We start from the raw sequence: 16,599 nt of genomic DNA on the forward strand, positions 1-16,599 counted from the left end.
TGCTGGGTGAAATCGCCGAAACGATAGGCGGACCATTCCATGTCATGTACCCGGACCGGGTCGTCGCGAACATTCGAGCCTTCGAACGGATCTTCACCAGCGCCGGTGTCACGGGCGCGATCTTCTACGGGAAGAAGGCCAACAAGGCCGCGTGCGTCGTGCGCGCCTGCGCCGAGGCCGGCTGTGGCGTCGATGTCTCGAGTGCCGATGAGCTGAGAGCGGCCAAGGCCGGCGGCATTCGGGGCCGCGATCTGATGGTGACCGGCCCCGCGAAGTCGGACGTTCTACTCCAGATGGCCACCAGGGACGAGGCGCTGATCGCCGTCGACGATCTGGACGAACTCGCCCGCTCGAGCACGATCGGCGGACCGAGCCGAGTGCTTCTTCGAGTGCTGCCGCCCCGGTCGAACAGCCGATTCGGGATGACCGAAGACGAACTCGACCTCGCTCTCCGCCTCACGGACACGGACTCGATCCGCCTGCACGGTTTCAGCTTTCACCTCGCCGGCTACGAAGTGAACCCCCGTGCGGACCTGGCGCTGAGTCTGATCGAGCGCTGCCACGAGGCCCGCCGCCTCGGCCATCCGATGACCACTATCTCGATCGGCGGCGGATTCGGCGTCGATTACGTCCCCTCGCGGGCGTGGGAAACCTTCCTCCGCGGTGTCAATCCCCGCTGGTTCCACGGTGATCGGGCGCCCCACCCCGAGTCGTATTATCCGTACCACTGCCCGATCCCGGGTCCGGCCATGCTTGCCGCCATTCTCGAACGGAGCAATCTGGCAGATCGGCTGCGCCGCAGTGGAATTAAGCTCGCGATTGAACCGGGGCGGGCTCTGCTCGACCAGGCAGGCAGTTCTGTTTTCGGGATCCAGGGCATCAAAACCCGGCTCGCACATGGCCTCCCGTATCACATTCTCACTGTAAACGGCACCAGCCTCAGCCTTTCCGAACAATGGTTCGACAGTGAATATCTGCCCGATCCGGTCCTCTGGCCGCAGCGACCGGGCAATACCACCCCGACCTGTGTCGGGGGCTCCTCCTGCCTCGAAGACGACATGCTCAGCTGGCGCCGCATCCCGCTCCCCCGCTCCGCCACCACCGAAGACCTGCTCATATACCCGAATACCGCGGGTTACCAGATGGACAGCAACGAGTCGTCATTTCACGGATTGCCCCTTCCGCCCAAGGTAGTGTTGCGAAGCTCGCCAGACGGACGACAATTCGATTGGAACCTCGACACCGACGGCTTCCCGATCTGAACAGTTTCGCGCTCACCGCCCGTTACGCGCTACATCGACTTTCCCGAGGAGAAGTACTCGATGCCGGTTATTGTCAGGCGAGTGTCCGAGCTCATCGGAGGTACGCCACTATTCGAGCTGGCCGTCAGCCGCCGGACCGGGACCCGGCTGCTGCTGAAGCTCGAAACCATGAACCCGACGGGCACCGCCAAAATTCGGATGGCCCGGGCCATGGTGCTGGACGCGGAACAGCGCGGGCTGCTGCGCCCGGGCGGCCATATCATCGAATCGACCTCCGGGAATACGGGTTTGGGATTGGCCGTGGTGGCGCGGGAACGCGGGTATCGGTTCACAGCCGTGGTCGACCACCACGCGTGCCCGGCGAAGTTGAATGCCATGCGCGCGATGGGAACCGAGCTCGAATTCGTCTCCGACGATGGCGACGACGGCCTCTCGACCTCGGCGCGGGAAGAACGCGCGGCGCAGATGGCGCAGGAGGAGGGGCCCGGCGCCTACTTTCCCGCTCAGCACGACAACCTCGCCAATGGCGTCGGGTACCACGCGCTGGCCGAGGAACTGCTCGAGGACCTCGAGCGGATCGACATTCTGGTCGGCGCGGTGGGCACCGGGGGTTCGCTGTTCGGTACGGCTCGCGGGCTGCGCGACCACGGATGCGCGCCACGGTTGGTCGGCGTGGAGCCCGAGGGGTCGATCGCCTTCGGCGGTCCGGCCCACGACTATTGGCAGTCGGGCACTGGAACGCCGCTCGGCGCCACCCCCGGCATCCATGTGGACCAGGATCTCCACCTGATCGAGGAACGCGATCGGGTGAAGGTCTCCGACGTCGACGCGTTCGCCACCGCCCGGGCGCTGGCCGCCACCGCGGGGTTGCTGATCGGCGGTTCCTCCGGTAGTTCGGTGTACGCGGCCCTGACCCGGCTCGAGCAGTACCCGGACTTCTCCACCGTGGTCGTCATCATCAATGATGACGGGGAGAAGTACCTGGACACCGTTTTCGACGCCACCTGGATGAGCGACCGAGACCTGATCGATCTGGAACGCGAGACCAAGGTCGTGGACCTACTGAAGACCTACACACCGCCCAGTCGTCCGGACCCCGGCGAACTCACCGTGCGTCGTCACCTCCATCGTGCGTTGCCGGACAATATCGCCGTCGAGAAGGGACTCACCGGCGCGAATCTGGAGGACTACGCCGACGCGAAGGTGCTCCAGGCCAACCTGATTCACCTGCTGCGCCAGGTCGACATGCCGCCGCACGAAATCGGTGAGCTGCTGGCCGGCGGCAATGACAACGACGTCCACCTGGCCCTCGACAAGCACCGGCAGCGGCTGGTCGACCAGCGCGCGATGGTCGACCAGCTGCTCGCGACCATGCGGGGCTCGGCGTCCGGGCGGCCGGCCACCCACACCATTCTGGTGCCCGATCCAGCGCCCACCGACGCGGACGGGGCTGCCACGAAATGATCGGGGCGCTCCGGCAATCCGATGGGCGGGCGCTGACTTCGCTTGCCACGCCCATCGCTTTGACCCAGCTGGCTCAGGTTGCGGTGTCCACCACGAATATTGCGTTGATGGGGACGCTCGGGGTGCGGGAGGTGGCCGCGGGTGGGTTGGCGCTGGTGTTGTTCAACCAGATTCGGACCATGTGTGTGGGGTTGATTACCGGGACGGGTAATCAGGTGGCGACGGTGGTGAGCCGGGCCGAGAAGCAGGGGCGGGGAGCCGAGGGCGAGGTTCGGGAGGTGGTGCGGTCGAGCTTCCTGATCGCGACCGTCGCCGGATTGCTCGGCGGCGCACTGCTCATCGGGCTCGGGTGGGCGCTGCGATGGCTGGGGCAGGATGCACAGGTGCTCGCGGAGGCGCGGCCGATGATGGTCGCGCTGGCGCCGGGGTTGGTGCCGTGCCTGTGGTTCCAGGTGTTGCGGCAGTACACCGTCGGGATGCAGCGGCCGCAGGCCCTGCTGCTGGTGACACTGGGGTCGGTGGTGCTGAATCTGGTGCTGGCGCTGACATTCATGCACGGCTGGGCCGGGCTGCCCGCGCTGGGGCTGACCGGGGTCGGCGTAGCGACCTCGCTGGTTTTCCTGATCACCTTCGGGGTGTTCTGGGCGATGGTGCGGCGGGATCCGAAACTCGGTGCGACGCTGCCGGTTCGAATATGGCCGGTGCATGCGGCGACGGTGTGGGAGGAGTTGCGGCTGGGGACGCCGATCGCACTGACCTACGGGTCGGAGGCGGGGATGTTCTCGGTGCTGGCGCTGGTGATGGGGAGTCTGGGGGCGGCGGCTCTGGCGGCGCACAATGTCGTCTATCAGATCGTGTACATCGTGTTCCAGGTGGCGATCGGGCTCTCGCACGGGGCGTCGATCCTGGTGAGCAAGGCGGTGGCGCGGGACGAGTTCGCGCACGCGCGGTCGGTGGCGTGGCTGGCGCTGCGGTGCGCGGCAGTGGTCGCCGGGGTCACGGGGGTCGCGTACGTGCTGGCGCCGGACTGGGTGCTGCGGCCGTTCCTGGCCGACAGTGATTCGGCCACGGTGACACTGGCGCACACGCTGCTGCTGATCGCCATCGTCCTGCAGTTCTTCGACGCCGCCCAGAACATCGGGGTCGGGCTGTTGCGCGGACTCAAGGACACCAAGGCCGGGTTCCGGCTCTCCCTCGTCGGGTACTGGGGTGTGGGATTGCCCACGGCGATGCTGCTCGCGTTCCCCGTCCACCTGGGCGCGGCGGGCATGTGGTGGGGTCTGACCGCCGGTCTGGCCACCACCGCTGCCCTGATGCTGCGTCGCTTCTTCACCCTGCTGCATGCACAGGAGCAGGCGAATCCGCGAGTGCTGGCCGGTAGCCTCGGGCATTAGCCCGACACCCAAATCTCACCTTCCCGCAAGCATGTCGTCACTGGGCACGGGCAACCTGAAAGAAACGGGCTTCGCTATTCTGGCGACGAATTCGGCAAGCGCAGTCGACAGGGTCGGCAAGCCCAGGGCGCACACCACTGACAATGCCGGGGAGGATGTCCGTGCACATCTCGCGAGTCGCCGAGTATCCGAGGGCAGACCATGTCCTGTTCCATTTCAGCGACACCCATCTGATCGCCGCCGACACCGAGCTCTACGGTGCGGTCGACGCCGAGGCGCGCCTGACCACGCTGCTCGGGCAGGCCGAGGCCAGCCGTATCGCGCCGACCGCCATCGTCTTCACCGGCGACCTCGCCGACCAGGGCGAGCCCGGCGCATACCGCAAGCTGCGGGATCTGGTGGAGCCGTGGGCCGAACGGATCGGCGCACCCGTGGTGTGGGTCGCCGGCAACCACGACGACCGGGCGACCCTGCGCAAGGAGCTCCTCGACGCGGTGCCTTCGAACGACGCTGCTTCCGGCGCACCGTTCGACGCGGTCCACGTGTTCGACGGGCTGCGCGTCATCGCCCTCGACACCACCGTCCCCGGCCACCACTGGGGCGAGATCACCGACGACCAATTGGCCTGGCTGCGTGAGGTTCTCGCCGAACCCGCCCCCTTCGGCACCGTCCTCGCCATGCACCACCCGCCCATCCCCTGCGTCCAGGACCTGGCCGTCCTGGTCGAACTACGGGACCAGCGCCGCCTCGCCGACGTCCTAGACGGCACCGATGTCCGCGCCATTCTGGCTGGGCACCTGCACCTTTCGAGCACCGCCACCTTCGCCGGCATCCCCGTCTCAGTGGCCTCGGCCACCTGCTACAGCCAGGACATGGCCGCCGCCGAGGGCGGCCAACGCGGCCGCGACGGCGCCCAAGCCTTCAACTACGTCCACATCTACCCCGACACCATCGTCCACTCGGTGGTCCCCATCGGCCACGGCCCCACCGTCGGCAAGCCCGCCGACCCCGAACAAGCAGCGACCAGGCTCGCCGACGCCGGCATCGTCATCCCACCGGCGGCCCGCATCCCACACGTCCTCCGCCGCCGGACCGAGGCCCCCGAATCCGACGGCGAGACAGTCCTCTGACCGTTCAGGGAGATTTCGGTGCTGCCTATCGCCGGAATCGCTTCGGCCGCTGACTATCCGCGGCCGCTGGGCTCAGCCTCACGCGGTTGTCCCGCGCCGACTCGCAATCTGATAGACGTTGCCGAACGGGTCGCGCACCATGGCTCGGCGGTCACCATACGGCGTGTCGAGCGGTGCCTCCACGCTGACTGCACCCGCGGTCAGCGCCCGCTGATATGTGGCGGCGACGTCATCGACATAGACGTACAGAAAGGCTGGAAACGCCTCGCGTTCGCCAGATGCCGACACCATAACCAGCGAGTCGCCGATACGGACCTCGGTCGGTCGATTCGACTCGACGTCGCCGACTGCTTCGAATACCGTCCGCAGGAACTCGACCGCGGCAAGTTGGTCATCGACCACCATGCGTGGTGTCACTGAATGAAACCCTGGCGGAAGAGCAGAAGCCTTGGCCATACAGAGAGTCTCGCATGCGACCGTGAGCCAGGGCGCAAGGTCAGCAGAACACGTTCACGGACTGGAGGAGTGACCGAACGATCCCTGAAGTGCGAGCCGATCGATAAGCGTCGCTCATCCAATGACCGCTGATTGCCCGTTGATGGGGCGGGCCCGTGACATCAGACTTGCAAGGCAGCTTGAAACCGGTCATCAACTACCCGATGACCTGGACCATCTGACCCGACACGGCGCAACCCGGATTCACTACGCAGCCCGTCCCGGCGGGGTCCGGTCGAGGCATTCTCGGCCAGGGAGGATCTCGTCGTGAGGCGGGCTCTGCGACCTCAACTGGTTGTTCGAGGATGAACCTCCGGCTTCGGGTTCTTCGATCACACTGTCACCGAACCGCTTTGGCTTCAAACCAAACCAGAAATCATCGTCGGCAATCCGTCACCGCATCACTAAATGATCATCGCGTGCTCTATCGGGGATCATCAGCTCCCCATTCCGGCTACAACCCGTTCTAGCCTGGTCAGGATTGCCGTTGACCGCACCGCTCCCGCTACTGATCGCGGCGGAATTCCATTGGGAGACACCATGTCTCGCATGGTGACGGTTGTGTGGGCAACCCGACGACGGATTGGGACATCGAATGAAATTCCGCAGCATCACCGTGGCTGCCGTACTGGTCGCCGGCGCACTGACCGCCGACCTGGGGACCGCGCATGCCGAGCCCGCCGCCCCGGCCGATCCGGGGATCAAGTACTCACTCAAAGTGGTCGACAAGACCGTCGTCGCTACGCTGCGGGGCGCGAGGTTCGCGCTGAGCGAGCAGGACGGCACGACGTCCGACGCTCCGAAGACCCAGGTGGCCAACATCAAGGACGATAGCGGTGCGACGGTACTGTCGATGCCGCTCGACTACCGAATCGGGGACGTTCGGGTTCCGGTCAAAGCGGTCATGAAGAACGATGACACCGTTCTAGAGATCACACCGACTAGGCCGGAAGGAGTGCAGATCTCCAACCAGCAGCTCGCGATCAAACCGATTGCCTCTCCCACAGAGGACCAGCGAGCGTTGACCGAATTCAGCAGCAAGCTGTCGGTCGCCGGTCAAGTCGGCGCATTGGTCGGCGGGATAATCGGTTTCGTCGTCGGTTGCGTCGCCAGCATCGCGATCGGCTGCATCCCCGGCGGTGTTGCCGGGGTCCCGGCAGGCGGAATCATCGGTGGCCTGATGGCCGGCGGCCCGACATTGATCGCCGCGGGCATCGACCTGCTGAACACCTGGCAGGCGGCCCCGGGCACCTCCAAGTGGGCCGATCCACAGCCTCAACCCGCCCCGCAGAACTGACCTGCACCTCACCGGCCGGCAAACACGCTGCCCGAGAAGCACTCTGGCAGCCCGGCCACAACGTCCTGCACTGCCGAGGAGCGGGTCTTCTTGCGGCTCAGCGACTATCCTGCCGATTTTCAGGGCGTCCGCAGCGGTGTCCACGAGCTCGGCTGCACCGATGACTTTCGGGTGAATGCGTCGTCGATATCTCTGGATATACCGACAGACAGGAGTCCAGGCATGACGAGACCGTTTCGAGATGGCATGACGTCGGTGCGGGCGAACGGTGTGGATCTGGGCATCGAGAGCTTCGGCCGTGAGGATGATCCGCTGATCCTGCTGGTCGGCGGTACAACGATGTTGGCGTGGCCTGACGCGCTGTGCGAGCGGCTCGCGTCGGGCGGGCGGCGCGTGGTCCGCTACGACCTGCGCGACTCCGGCGCGTCGACGACCCTCGACCCGGAGAATCCGGCCTACGACCTGCGGGATCTCGTCGCCGACGCGGCCGCGCTGGTCGAGGTGCTCGGTGCCGGGACCGCCCATCTCGGTGGAGTCGGCGTCGGTGGGATGGTCGCTCAGGTCGCCGCGCTGGACCACCCGGACGTGTTCTCCGCGCTGACCCTCGTCGGCACTCGGCCGGTGGCGCCGGGCCCTGCCGACGAGGACCTGCCGGAACACGACCTCGCGGTCATGGGCGCGCTGTTCTCCCGCCCGCTGCCGGACTGGACCGACCGGGACGCTGTCGCGACGTTCGCCGCCTCGGGGGCCGAGCCGCTGGGCAACGATCCGGAGGAAGCGCAGGCGACGGCGGCCCGAATCTGGGATCGGACGGCGTCGAGCGATCCCGCGGTGCATCAGGCGAACCAGCTCGGAATGGTGTTCTCCCGGATCGACTGCGCCCCGCGCTGGCGGGGCCGGCTCGGTGAGCTCGACATGCCCACGCTCGTGGTGCACGGTCGCGCCGATCCGTTCTTCCCGGTCGGCAACGGCGAGGTCCTCGCGGCCGAAATCCCTGGGGCGCGACTGCTCGTCCTCGACGACATGGGCACCGTCCTGCGCCACGCCGCGGCCGACCAGGTCGCTGCCGCCATGCTCGCCCTGTAACCGCCCGGCTGGGAGGCATCCTGAGCCGGCGGAATCGCTCTATGCCGCTTCCCGCGCTGTTGGAATCGGACGGCGAGGGCAGGGCCGGCAGCGAGACCGGCTGCGGCCCAGGACATCCCCTGCTGCCGAGTTCGGGGCATTCGCACGGGCGTGTACACGATCTTGGCGGCACCGATGAATACCGGGTGGATCCGTCGTCGATACCTCTGGACATACCGAAAGCACATGGAGGCACTGGCATGCGGAAGTTGATTCTGGGTTTTTACGTCTCGCTCGACGGTAAAAGCGCTGACGCGGACAACGGAATCCGGGACGTCATGATGAGCATCGACGACCCCGAGCAGGAGCAGTACTTTGTCAACCAGCTGTGGGAGGCCGGTGCCTTCCTCATGGGCCGCAACAGCTACGAGATCATGGCCGGATACTGGCCCACCTCCGACCACCCGTCCGCCAAGGCCATGAACGATATCCCCAAGGTCGTGTTCTCCCGCACCCTGAAATCCGCCGACGACTGGCCCGAGACCCGGATCGCCAGCGGTGACACGACCGATGAGATCGCCAAGCTCAAGGCCGAGCCCGGCAAGGACCTCGTCGCCGTCGGCGGCACCGAGTTCATGCACTCCCTGATCAAGCTCGGCGTGGTCGACGAGTACCGGCTGTGGGTGCTGCCCGCCGCCACGGGCAAGGGCGCGCCACTGTTCCCCGAGCTGGATCAGCCCGTGAACTTGCGCTTGGTGAAAAGCACGGCCTTCCCGTCCGGAATCCTCGAACTGGTGTACGCGCCAGCCGACAAGTAGGACCCGGCAATCGAGACACAGTCACGGTCGCACCGAGAGCAGGCGCCTGCCCGCCCCGGTGCCGTTCAGTTCTCGGGCGAAGTCGCGCCGGGCTGGACAGGGCGACGGCTTGAAATCTTCATTGGCCCAAACGATTAGGTCAGGGTTGGGGGAACTCGGCTCGGTTGAGCGGCCGAGGGTCTCTGGGAGAGTGGGCGACAGCTTCCGCTTCGGCGACGGAATCCCCTGGTCGGCTGTGCCGTTCACGCCGCATCACCTGCCGCCCGGCGAAGGGTGTGCGGTAGGCAGTGTGAGTCCCAGAGCGCGGATGAGGTGGCCGATCTCATTGCGATACAGCTTGTCCGGGTTGGTCGTCTGAGTGCGCAGGTGGCCGAGACTCTCCAATGAAACCAGCCCGTGCAGGTGGCCCCAGATGCGTAGCGCGATGGCGACAGCGGCCGGAGGGAGGTCGGGGAACTCCCGGTGCACCTCGCTCACGAGTTTGGGTTCGAAGTCCGACCACTCGAATCCGTTGTCGGCGTAAGCGGCCTCGGCGTGTGGCCACGCACCCGCCGCCAGTCCGGTCAGGCCCGCGCACACACGGTGTTCAGCTTCCGGCGCGGCACCATCAGCCAATGCAATTGTGGCTGACCGAGGCCGCGGACAACTACGCTGCCGTCGCCACGGCCCTACCATCGATCCATCGCCGCGCGGCCGAGACCTTCCTCTCGACCCCGCCCCCAGCCGACTGCGCCGACATCGTCTTCTCGCACAACGATCTGGGAATCGAGCACATCCTGTTCGATCCCCGCGCCGCCCGAGTCACCGGCATCCTCGACTGGAGCGACGCCGCGATGATCGACCCCGCCTACGACTTCGGGCTCCTCTACCGCGACCTGGGCCCCACCGCCTTGACCACCGCAATGCACACCTACCGAACCCGAACCCGCGCCGACGAAGGCACCCACGCCCGTGCCCAGTTCTACGCCCGGTGCAGTGTCTTCGAAGACCTCGCCTACGCACTCCGAACCGGACACACCGAATACCTCGACAAAAGCCTCGACTCCTTGCAATGGCTGTTTCCGACCACCTAGTGACCGCCATGTTCGGCCCGTCCGGTCACCGACTCCGGCAGTAAGAGTGATGGTCTGCCCGTTCTCGGTGAGGGTCGCGATCACCCCGGTGGTCCCCGCGTGTACCAGCCGGTCGATATCGTCCTGATTCCGCTCGACTCGCTTGGGCGACAACGCCATCGGGGTAGTGGACACGGGCTGCGGCTCCGAGGTGGTCACACTCGCGTACCCTGTCACTCCGACCAGCGCAATCACTGTCACCATCCACCGGATCCGCATATTCAGACCGTAGAGAGGGCTGCGGCTCCGAACATCCGCACAAACCCTGAGGCCGTCCCTGAAAAACCTACTCGGATATGCCTGTGGGCCTTCGGTATTCGTAGTGGCTCACAGGTCTTTGGCGATCACGATCGATCGCCTGGACTGGCTCATTCCCCTGGGATACCGGTGGTGGTTCGTTGTTCCAGGTAGATCAGGATTGCCCGGACACGTTGGCTGTGGGCGGGATCTTTGGCGAGGTGCAGCTTGGCGAAGACGGAGTTGATGTGTTTCTCGACCGCACTGGTGGACAGGAACAGTCGAGCGGCGATACCGGTGTTGGTAAGGCCTTGGGCCAAGAGTTGGAGTACGTCCGATTCGCGAGGGGACAGAGCCGCCAGCGGGTCGGCTCGGCGTTGTTGCGCGAACAGTTGCCGGACGACCTCGGGGTCGAATGCGGTGCCGCCGGCGGCGATTCGTTCGATGTCGGCGAGGAATGCGTCGACGTTGGCGACGCGGTCCTTGAGGAGGTATCCGACTCCGCCGATACCGGAGGTGAGCAGTTCGATCGCGTTGTGTTGTTCGACGTATTGCGACAGTACGAGCACGCCGAGGTCGGGGTACCGCGCTTTCAGCGCTCGTGCCGCGTCGATTCCCTCGGTGGAATGGGTCGGCGGCATGCGGACGTCGGCGATGACGAGATCCGGTGTGGCGCGGTTGGTTTCGTGAACGAGTTCGACTGCCGTGCCGACCGCGGTGACGTCGTGACCTTCGTCGGCGAGCAGGCGCAGCAGACCCTCGCGCAGAAGTGCCGAATCCTCGGCGATCACGATGCGCACGGTAGCTCCGCAGTGACAGTCGTGGGGCCGCCGGCGGGGCTGTGCACTTCGAATGCGCCGTCGAGTGCGGCCACCCGGCGCCGCAGCCCGGTCAGGCCGCCGCCCTCGGGGTCGGCCCCGCCGATACCTTCGTCTCGGACCACGGTCACAACCCGGTCCGGCAGCTGGGTGACCGACACCGAGATCTCCTCCGCGCCTGAGTGTTTCGTGGCGTTGGTGACTGCCTCGGCGACCACGAAATACGCCGCCGCAGCGATCGCGGCCGGCGGTTCGCGATCGATGCGCAGGTCCAGCCACAGTCGCATGGTGGTGTGTGCGGGCAAGTCCCGCAGTGCCGCCTCGAGACCGCGCTCGTCGAGGACCGAGGGATAGATCCGCCACGCCACTTCGCGCAGGTCGGCGATCAACCGGGTCGCCTCGTCGACGGCGTGGTCGAGTTCGTCGGCCAGCACGGTTGCGTTCTGCCGCTGCAGGACTCGGCGCACGCGGCCCAGCTGCAGTGCGAGCGTGACGGTTCGCTGCTGCACCCCGTCGTGGAGGGTGCGTTCGATGCGGCGGCGCTCGTCGTCGACGGCGCCTATTACACCAGCGCGCGTGCGTTCGAGTTCCCGCAACCGGCTTTGAGTGCCATCGTCGCCCAGATACCGCATCGCCGTGGCCGCGTCACCATGGCCGAGCGCGAGGGCGAACTGGCGGCACAGGTATAAGCCGACGGCTCCCACGGCCAGCGACACCGCACTGGTCATCAGTGGAATGCGGTGCACCAGTGTGAGTTCCAGCGCCCACCCGAAATATCCCAGCGCGGCCGCACCGGCCGCGATCAGCACGACACCGCCCGCGACAGCGTGCAGCGCGCGCAGTAGCACGTAGCCGGCGGGGTCGCGGTCGGGTAGCTCGGCCACGGCGGCGGCGTGGAACCAGCGCACGAGTCGATGCCTTTCCTGACGAGCGTGGCGGCGCAGGCCGAGGACATCCCCGCGCGCGAGCGCCGCGAGGCCGCACAGCGCCGTGAAGGTCCCGAGGACCGCGCCGACCACGGGATAGCACGCTCGGCGTGGCAGGGAGAGGTCACCGATCACGATCACGAACTCAGGCTAGACCTAGCGCGTACACGGCGAACCAACCAGAAGATCACTGCCACGCCCGCTGCGACTCCGATGGCCAGTTGGTACCGTGCGGCGTATTCGCGGACCAGTTCCCAATTTTCGCCCAGGTGATACCCGGCCAGCACGAACAAGGTGTTCCAGATCGCGCTGCCCACGGCCGTGAGCGCGATGAACCAGCCGACCGGCATCCGCTCGACGCCAGCAGGCAGCGAGACCAAACACCGTACTACCGGCACCATCCGGCCGATCAGCACCGCCTTGCGGCCGTGCCGCGCGAACCATTGTTCGCTGCGCTCGAGGTCTTCGGTCCGAATGAGCGGTAGCCGCGCCACGACGGCATACAGGCGCTCCCTTCCGACCAGCAGGCCGAGCAGATACAGCAGCATCGCACCGGCCACCGAACCGATGGTGGTCCACACCAGCGCGCCGGCCAACGACATTTCTCCACGCGCGGCCGCGAAACCGGCCAGCGGAAGAATGACTTCGCTTGGGATGGCCGGAAACACGCTGTCGACGGCATTGGCCACCGCCGCGCCCGGTCCTCCGAGAGTGTGCATGATCGTCGTAGCCCACCCCGCGACACCGCCGGACTCGGCGGCGTAAACGGCTGTCACATTGTTCATGATCGCCACGTTAGAAACTGAATGTCCGCAGAACAGTGGGGGTTTCCGGACGGCGAGGTGTGGATTTCCGCACCCTACCGGAGGCAGAACACCGCCGCCGCGGCCGCGGCGAACTCCACGAAGCTGTCACCCGACGCCGATGCCAGCAGCATGGTCATGACCCGGTCGTCCGGCCCGACGAACACATAGGTGAGATAACCCAGCAACTCACCACCGTGTCCCCACAGCCGCACCCCGCACGGCAAGTCGAATCGTTGGATGCCCAAGCCGTAGTGAAAGCCCAGTCCCATCGGAACCGTCTGCCTCATCCGCTCGAGCATCGCCGCCGACAGTAGGCGACCGCTCATGAGCGCGCCGAAATACGTGCTCAAATCCGTTGTCGTGGAAATCATCTCGCCTGCGGCCCAGTCCAGCGAAGGATTCTGCTCGGCGACGTCGACGGTGGCCCCCGAACCGGATGTGGATCGTGCTGCTACGGCGGGGGCGCCGATCGTCGGGTCGTCACCGGGTAGTGACGTGTCGCGCAGGCCCAGTGGATCGAGTATGCGATGACGGACGGCATCCGCATATGGCATACCCGTGACTTTCTCGATCAGTGCGCCGAGCACGATGTAGTTCGTGTTCGAGTACCGGAAGCCGGTCCCAGGCGCGAAATACGGAGGATGTGAGAACGCGGCGGCCAGCAATTCCGCCGGCGCGTGATGCCGGAAGCGATCCTCGCCGCGCCACCGGTTGGTCGACATGCCAGGCTCTTTCATGTAGTCGTACAGACCACTGGTGTGGTTGAGCAACTGACCTACGGTGATGGATCGACCACCGGGGACGACGTCCGGCAGGGCCCGATCGATAGGAGCATCCAGGTCGAGGATTCCCTGGTCGGCCAGTTGCAGTACAACCGTCGCGACGAACGTCTTCGTCACGCTCCCGATCCGGAAATGCGTTCGCGGGGTTACTATCTCACCCGCATGCCAGATCTGTATCCCGTACCGGTCCGATACCTGCAGCGCCGCGGCCGTCACCGGCCCACCGGCACTTCGATCCACGATGAAACCGATCGCCGCTCCCCGGTCGGCCACCAGTAGCAGGGCCGCTCCCACCGGCAGCCCCACCACCACCGACAACACAATCATCAATACCCGTCGAAGCATTCGCACTGGCCGAAATTACGGCCGGGCCGAACCCCCTGACCATGCGGCAAACCCCCGAAATCCCCTGCGGGAAACCGTGTTCGGCAGAGCCGCATCGGGTGCCTGCGGTCGTTGCTGTATTGGTCACTGGGGGGGTGAGCCCCAGCGACCGAGAGCACTTGGCGGACCGGAGTTTTGGGCTCAGCCGGCGCTCTGGTCCTTGACGACCGGTTCCTGAAACTCGGTAACCCAGTCGTCGAGGTTCGCGGGGCATTCCAGATTGGTTTCCCTGGGGTAGCCGGTCGAGCGGTAGCCGTTGACATCGATCCAGCGGCCCAGGGTTTGGAACGTGGGCAGGCTGGTGTCCATCGACCCGCGATGCACGATGGTTGCTGCCTGCTCGATGGGCGGTAGGTCCACGATCCGCAATCCGTCATCCTCCGCAAGAGGCGCGCAGACCTCGACGCCCGCATGGATGAGGATCCCGCCGTCGGGGGCGTCCTCGTAATGGGCGATACCGGGACCTGAAGGAGTGATGCCCGCGACCTCCAGGCGCCGGAACAGCTCGTCGTACAGCGGCTGGATGACCGGACCGATACTGTCGAAGTCCGGTGCCACACCGGTCAATTCGGCAACGCGCACGCTCGGCAGACTCTTCACCACCACATCGTTTTCGGGCATCTGTCCCTCGCTTTCGATCGAGCGGAGCCTCGCCTCGACCTGAACCAGCCTGGCCGATGTGGCTTGCATGATCGCTTCCAGTTCCGCTCGCCGCAGCCGCAACATGGCACGCAGTTCGGAGGTCGTGACCTTCTCGTCCAGAATCTCTCCGACCTGCTGGAGGGTGAATCCCAGATCTTTGAGCGCGATAATGCGGTTGAGGCGGGCCAGCTGGTCGGCGTTGTAGTAGCGGTATCCGGTGGCCGGGTCGACTCGAGCCGGGTGCAAAAGGCCGGTCGCGTCGTAGTGGCGCAGCATCCGGACCGATACGCGGCCGTGCCGGGCGAAGTCTCCGATAATGAACATGACGCCTCCCAGCTGACCGCCTGACACTGTGTGAGAGTCAAGAACCTACGCGCAGCCGAGGCCACTTCCGGACCGCTGCATCACTTTCCCCTGCTGACGTTCTTTCGTCCCGAACCGATATGAGCTGAGCCACGGCGGGCGTTTCGGCTGCTGCTCGAGTCGAAGACCCGACCCGGAGCAGTCCTCCCCCAGCTCGCCGAAATCTGCTGCGCAGCTGACGAACACACTGTATTGCCTGTGGTCTCAATGGGTCAGCGCAACACTGGGTTTGTCCTGGTAACCGAGGATGTGATGCGCGATGGGCTCGACAAGACCGTTGTCGGAGAAGCGAACTCCGTTGTCCGAGGCCGAGGTCGAGGAGGTGTGGCGGCGGTGGCGATCCGGGCAGGCGTTCAAAGTCCTCGCGCGGGAGATGCGCCGGCATCCCTCGACGGTGCGGGATCTACTCAAACGCTGCGGCGGGGTCCGTCCCGCAGCCCGTCACCGCAACCAGCTGCGGTTGAGTCTGGCTGAGCGCGAGGAGATCTCACGTGGATTGGCGGCCGGAGACTCACTACGTGGGATCGCTCGAGGTTCGGGCCGGTCGCCCTCGACGATCTCGCGCGAGGTCGCCGGCCACGGTGGCGGGCGCGGGGCAGGCGACCTTCAGGTGGCTGTATCGATTCCAGGCCGACCGAACACACCGTTGCATGACGATGACCGTGCAGCGCTCCTTGCTCGGAGACCAACTTGGATACTCTGCGGCATTTCGGTGCTCGATTGTGTAATGAGCTATCGCCCAGGCGTTTCGAGCTCGTTGGCAGTCATCTCGTCAAGAGAACCACGTCCGGGATCCCAGTCGTCGGCTGGCCCGCGACCGGTGGGTTCGTGCTGAAAGTTGGGATCGGTAGGAGGCGCGCGCGGTATCTACTTACCCCATGACATCTTCTCAACCTCCCGCGAACCAACCGCAGTCCGCCGGCTTGGACAAAAAGACCAGCGCGATCCTGTCGTACGCGCTGGGGTGGCTCACCGGAATCATCTTCCTATTTGTGGGAAAGAACGATCCCGACGTGAAATTCCATGCCTCGCAATCGATCGTCTTCTTCGGGGCGGTCTCGGTGGTCAATATTGTTCTGAGCATCGTCGGCTCGCTCCTCGGAGTCCTGGGGATCATCTTCAGCCTCGCCGGACTCGCAGTCGCGGTCTTCGCGGTCGTGATCTGGATCATGGCCATGGTCCAGGCGAACAACACCGGCGGTGTCCGCGCGGAGCTTCCCATTGTCGGAAAGTTCACTGCCCCGTATGCCGATCAGTTGGCCAGCTCGGTCAAGTAGCGGCGTATTCGAAGTCCGCAGCTCGATTTCGTAATCGATGATGCTGTCGGCACCCCTGCACGGCGGCTAGATGCGACAGTCCGAAGATCAACGGCCCGAGGCTATCTCGGGCCGTTAGCGTCCGCGCGGAACGTCCAGAACTACCGAAACGCACTATTTTGCCGCAATACCGCCGAAGATCGATGGCAGCGAGGGTAGCCCGGTCCGCGTAGGGCCCGTTGGGGTCCAGCGACAAGTACTGCAATGGCAACAGCGTTCAGGCGGGTCGGGCGGTCTCCCAGGCCGCTTCGATCATCCGGAAGATTTCGTCCACCGCGGCGTGTGGAT

The 16,599-nt window shown here is 65.6% G+C and carries 16 protein-coding genes and 1 pseudogene; 10 read left to right on the plus strand and 7 right to left on the minus strand.

Translation table 11 applies throughout. From position 1 onward, the window contains the following. Nucleotides 1-44 precede the first annotated feature (44 nt). The 4 genes and pseudogenes from ACFXHE_RS06205 to ACFXHE_RS06220 all read left to right on the plus strand — a co-directional run bounded on the left by ACFXHE_RS06205 (nucleotide 45) and on the right by ACFXHE_RS06220 (nucleotide 5,250). Complete coding sequence (locus ACFXHE_RS06205; RefSeq protein ID WP_379380276.1) at nucleotides 45-1,262, plus strand: Y4yA family PLP-dependent enzyme; 1,218 nt, start codon at nucleotides 45-47, stop codon at nucleotides 1,260-1,262. 60 nt (nucleotides 1,263-1,322) lie between these two features. Next, nucleotides 1,323-2,372, plus strand: a pseudogene (locus tag ACFXHE_RS06210) (cysteine synthase family protein); the annotation flags it as partial. 350 nt (nucleotides 2,373-2,722) lie between these two features. Continuing rightward, nucleotides 2,723-4,120, plus strand: coding sequence for an MATE family efflux transporter (locus ACFXHE_RS06215; protein ID WP_379380278.1), 1,398 nt, complete (start codon nucleotides 2,723-2,725; stop codon nucleotides 4,118-4,120). Between the two features lie 161 nt (nucleotides 4,121-4,281). Continuing rightward, the gene (locus ACFXHE_RS06220; protein WP_379380280.1) at nucleotides 4,282-5,250 is read left to right on the plus strand and encodes a phosphodiesterase; all 969 of its coding nucleotides are present in this window, start codon (nucleotides 4,282-4,284) and stop codon (nucleotides 5,248-5,250) included. 78 nt (nucleotides 5,251-5,328) lie between these two features. On the opposite strand, the gene ACFXHE_RS06225 is transcribed toward ACFXHE_RS06220, so the two are convergent. Further along, nucleotides 5,329-5,706: a VOC family protein gene (locus tag ACFXHE_RS06225; RefSeq protein WP_379380282.1), complete on the minus strand. Its 378-nt coding sequence runs from the start codon at nucleotides 5,704-5,706 to the stop codon at nucleotides 5,329-5,331. A 634-nt stretch (nucleotides 5,707-6,340) separates the two neighbouring features. Between ACFXHE_RS06225 and ACFXHE_RS06230 the strand changes: the two genes are divergently transcribed. The 3 genes from ACFXHE_RS06230 (at nucleotide 6,341) to ACFXHE_RS06240 (ending at nucleotide 8,925) form a co-directional block, all read left to right on the plus strand. Next, a complete protein-coding gene (locus tag ACFXHE_RS06230) occupies nucleotides 6,341-7,042 on the plus strand; it encodes a hypothetical protein (protein WP_379380284.1) in 702 nt (233 codons plus the stop codon). A 246-nt stretch (nucleotides 7,043-7,288) separates the two neighbouring features. Beyond that, nucleotides 7,289-8,128 (plus strand): alpha/beta fold hydrolase, encoded by an 840-nt coding sequence (locus ACFXHE_RS06235; RefSeq protein ID WP_379380443.1) that lies wholly within the window; start codon nucleotides 7,289-7,291, stop codon nucleotides 8,126-8,128. A 239-nt stretch (nucleotides 8,129-8,367) separates the two neighbouring features. Further along, nucleotides 8,368-8,925: a dihydrofolate reductase family protein gene (locus ACFXHE_RS06240; RefSeq protein WP_379380286.1), complete on the plus strand. Its 558-nt coding sequence runs from the start codon at nucleotides 8,368-8,370 to the stop codon at nucleotides 8,923-8,925. A gap of 252 nt (nucleotides 8,926-9,177) precedes the next feature. Here the strand turns inward: ACFXHE_RS06240 and ACFXHE_RS06245 are convergent, their stop codons facing one another. Continuing rightward, the gene (locus tag ACFXHE_RS06245; protein WP_379380288.1) at nucleotides 9,178-9,540 is read right to left on the minus strand and encodes a TetR-like C-terminal domain-containing protein; all 363 of its coding nucleotides are present in this window, start codon (nucleotides 9,538-9,540) and stop codon (nucleotides 9,178-9,180) included. On the opposite strand from ACFXHE_RS06245, the gene ACFXHE_RS06250 reads away from it, so the two are divergent. Continuing rightward, nucleotides 9,540-9,998 (plus strand): aminoglycoside phosphotransferase family protein, encoded by a 459-nt coding sequence (locus ACFXHE_RS06250; RefSeq protein ID WP_379380290.1) that lies wholly within the window; start codon nucleotides 9,540-9,542, stop codon nucleotides 9,996-9,998. The genes ACFXHE_RS06245 and ACFXHE_RS06250 overlap by 1 nt on opposite strands. Nucleotides 9,999-10,405: 407 nt before the next feature. Here the strand turns inward: ACFXHE_RS06250 and ACFXHE_RS06255 are convergent, their stop codons facing one another. The 5 genes from ACFXHE_RS06255 to ACFXHE_RS06275 all read right to left on the minus strand — a co-directional run bounded on the left by ACFXHE_RS06255 (nucleotide 10,406) and on the right by ACFXHE_RS06275 (nucleotide 14,956). Then, nucleotides 10,406-11,074, minus strand: coding sequence for a response regulator (locus tag ACFXHE_RS06255; protein ID WP_379380292.1), 669 nt, complete (start codon nucleotides 11,072-11,074; stop codon nucleotides 10,406-10,408). Continuing rightward, entirely contained in the window at nucleotides 11,062-12,159 is a 1,098-nt protein-coding gene (locus tag ACFXHE_RS06260; protein WP_379380294.1) for a sensor histidine kinase, read from the minus strand. Before ACFXHE_RS06260 ends, ACFXHE_RS06255 begins: the two co-directional genes overlap by 13 nt. Next, complete coding sequence (locus tag ACFXHE_RS06265) at nucleotides 12,156-12,803, minus strand: DedA family protein (protein ID WP_379380445.1); 648 nt, start codon at nucleotides 12,801-12,803, stop codon at nucleotides 12,156-12,158. The genes ACFXHE_RS06260 and ACFXHE_RS06265 overlap by 4 nt, the downstream gene beginning before the upstream one ends. A gap of 74 nt (nucleotides 12,804-12,877) precedes the next feature. Then, nucleotides 12,878-13,822 (minus strand): serine hydrolase domain-containing protein, encoded by a 945-nt coding sequence (locus ACFXHE_RS06270; RefSeq protein WP_379380296.1) that lies wholly within the window; start codon nucleotides 13,820-13,822, stop codon nucleotides 12,878-12,880. A gap of 309 nt (nucleotides 13,823-14,131) precedes the next feature. Beyond that, entirely contained in the window at nucleotides 14,132-14,956 is an 825-nt protein-coding gene (locus tag ACFXHE_RS06275) for a MerR family transcriptional regulator (RefSeq protein WP_379380298.1), read from the minus strand. 412 nt (nucleotides 14,957-15,368) lie between these two features. On the opposite strand from ACFXHE_RS06275, the gene ACFXHE_RS06280 reads away from it, so the two are divergent. Together ACFXHE_RS06280 and ACFXHE_RS06285 are read left to right on the plus strand one after the other, a co-directional pair. After that, nucleotides 15,369-15,830, plus strand: coding sequence for a helix-turn-helix domain-containing protein (locus ACFXHE_RS06280; protein ID WP_379380447.1), 462 nt, complete (start codon nucleotides 15,369-15,371; stop codon nucleotides 15,828-15,830). Between the two features lie 88 nt (nucleotides 15,831-15,918). Further along, the gene (locus tag ACFXHE_RS06285) at nucleotides 15,919-16,272 is read left to right on the plus strand and encodes a DUF4870 domain-containing protein (protein WP_379380300.1); all 354 of its coding nucleotides are present in this window, start codon (nucleotides 15,919-15,921) and stop codon (nucleotides 16,270-16,272) included. The last annotated feature ends 327 nt before the right edge of the window (nucleotides 16,273-16,599 follow it).

The sequence above is a fragment of the Nocardia sp. NPDC059229 genome (genome assembly GCF_042754165.1).
Lineage (GTDB): Bacteria > Actinomycetota > Actinomycetes > Mycobacteriales > Mycobacteriaceae > Nocardia.

Excerpts from the sequence above, each read along its gene's own strand:
- ACFXHE_RS06205 (WP_379380276.1), top strand. The coding sequence starts at position 45 with ATGTACCCGGACCGGGTCGTCGCGAACATTCGAGCCTTCGAACGGATC.
- ACFXHE_RS06215 (WP_379380278.1), top strand. The coding sequence starts at position 2,723 with ATGATCGGGGCGCTCCGGCAATCCGATGGGCGGGCGCTGACTTCGCTT.
- ACFXHE_RS06225 (WP_379380282.1), bottom strand. The coding sequence starts at position 5,706 with ATGGCCAAGGCTTCTGCTCTTCCGCCAGGGTTTCATTCAGTGACACCA.
- ACFXHE_RS06230 (WP_379380284.1), top strand. The coding sequence starts at position 6,341 with ATGAAATTCCGCAGCATCACCGTGGCTGCCGTACTGGTCGCCGGCGCA.
- ACFXHE_RS06235 (WP_379380443.1), top strand. The coding sequence starts at position 7,289 with ATGACGTCGGTGCGGGCGAACGGTGTGGATCTGGGCATCGAGAGCTTC.
- ACFXHE_RS06240 (WP_379380286.1), top strand. The coding sequence starts at position 8,368 with ATGCGGAAGTTGATTCTGGGTTTTTACGTCTCGCTCGACGGTAAAAGC.
- ACFXHE_RS06250 (WP_379380290.1), top strand. The coding sequence starts at position 9,540 with ATGCAATTGTGGCTGACCGAGGCCGCGGACAACTACGCTGCCGTCGCC.
- ACFXHE_RS06265 (WP_379380445.1), bottom strand. The coding sequence starts at position 12,803 with ATGAACAATGTGACAGCCGTTTACGCCGCCGAGTCCGGCGGTGTCGCG.
- ACFXHE_RS06275 (WP_379380298.1), bottom strand. The coding sequence starts at position 14,956 with ATGTTCATTATCGGAGACTTCGCCCGGCACGGCCGCGTATCGGTCCGG.
- ACFXHE_RS06280 (WP_379380447.1), top strand. The coding sequence starts at position 15,369 with ATGCGCCGGCATCCCTCGACGGTGCGGGATCTACTCAAACGCTGCGGC.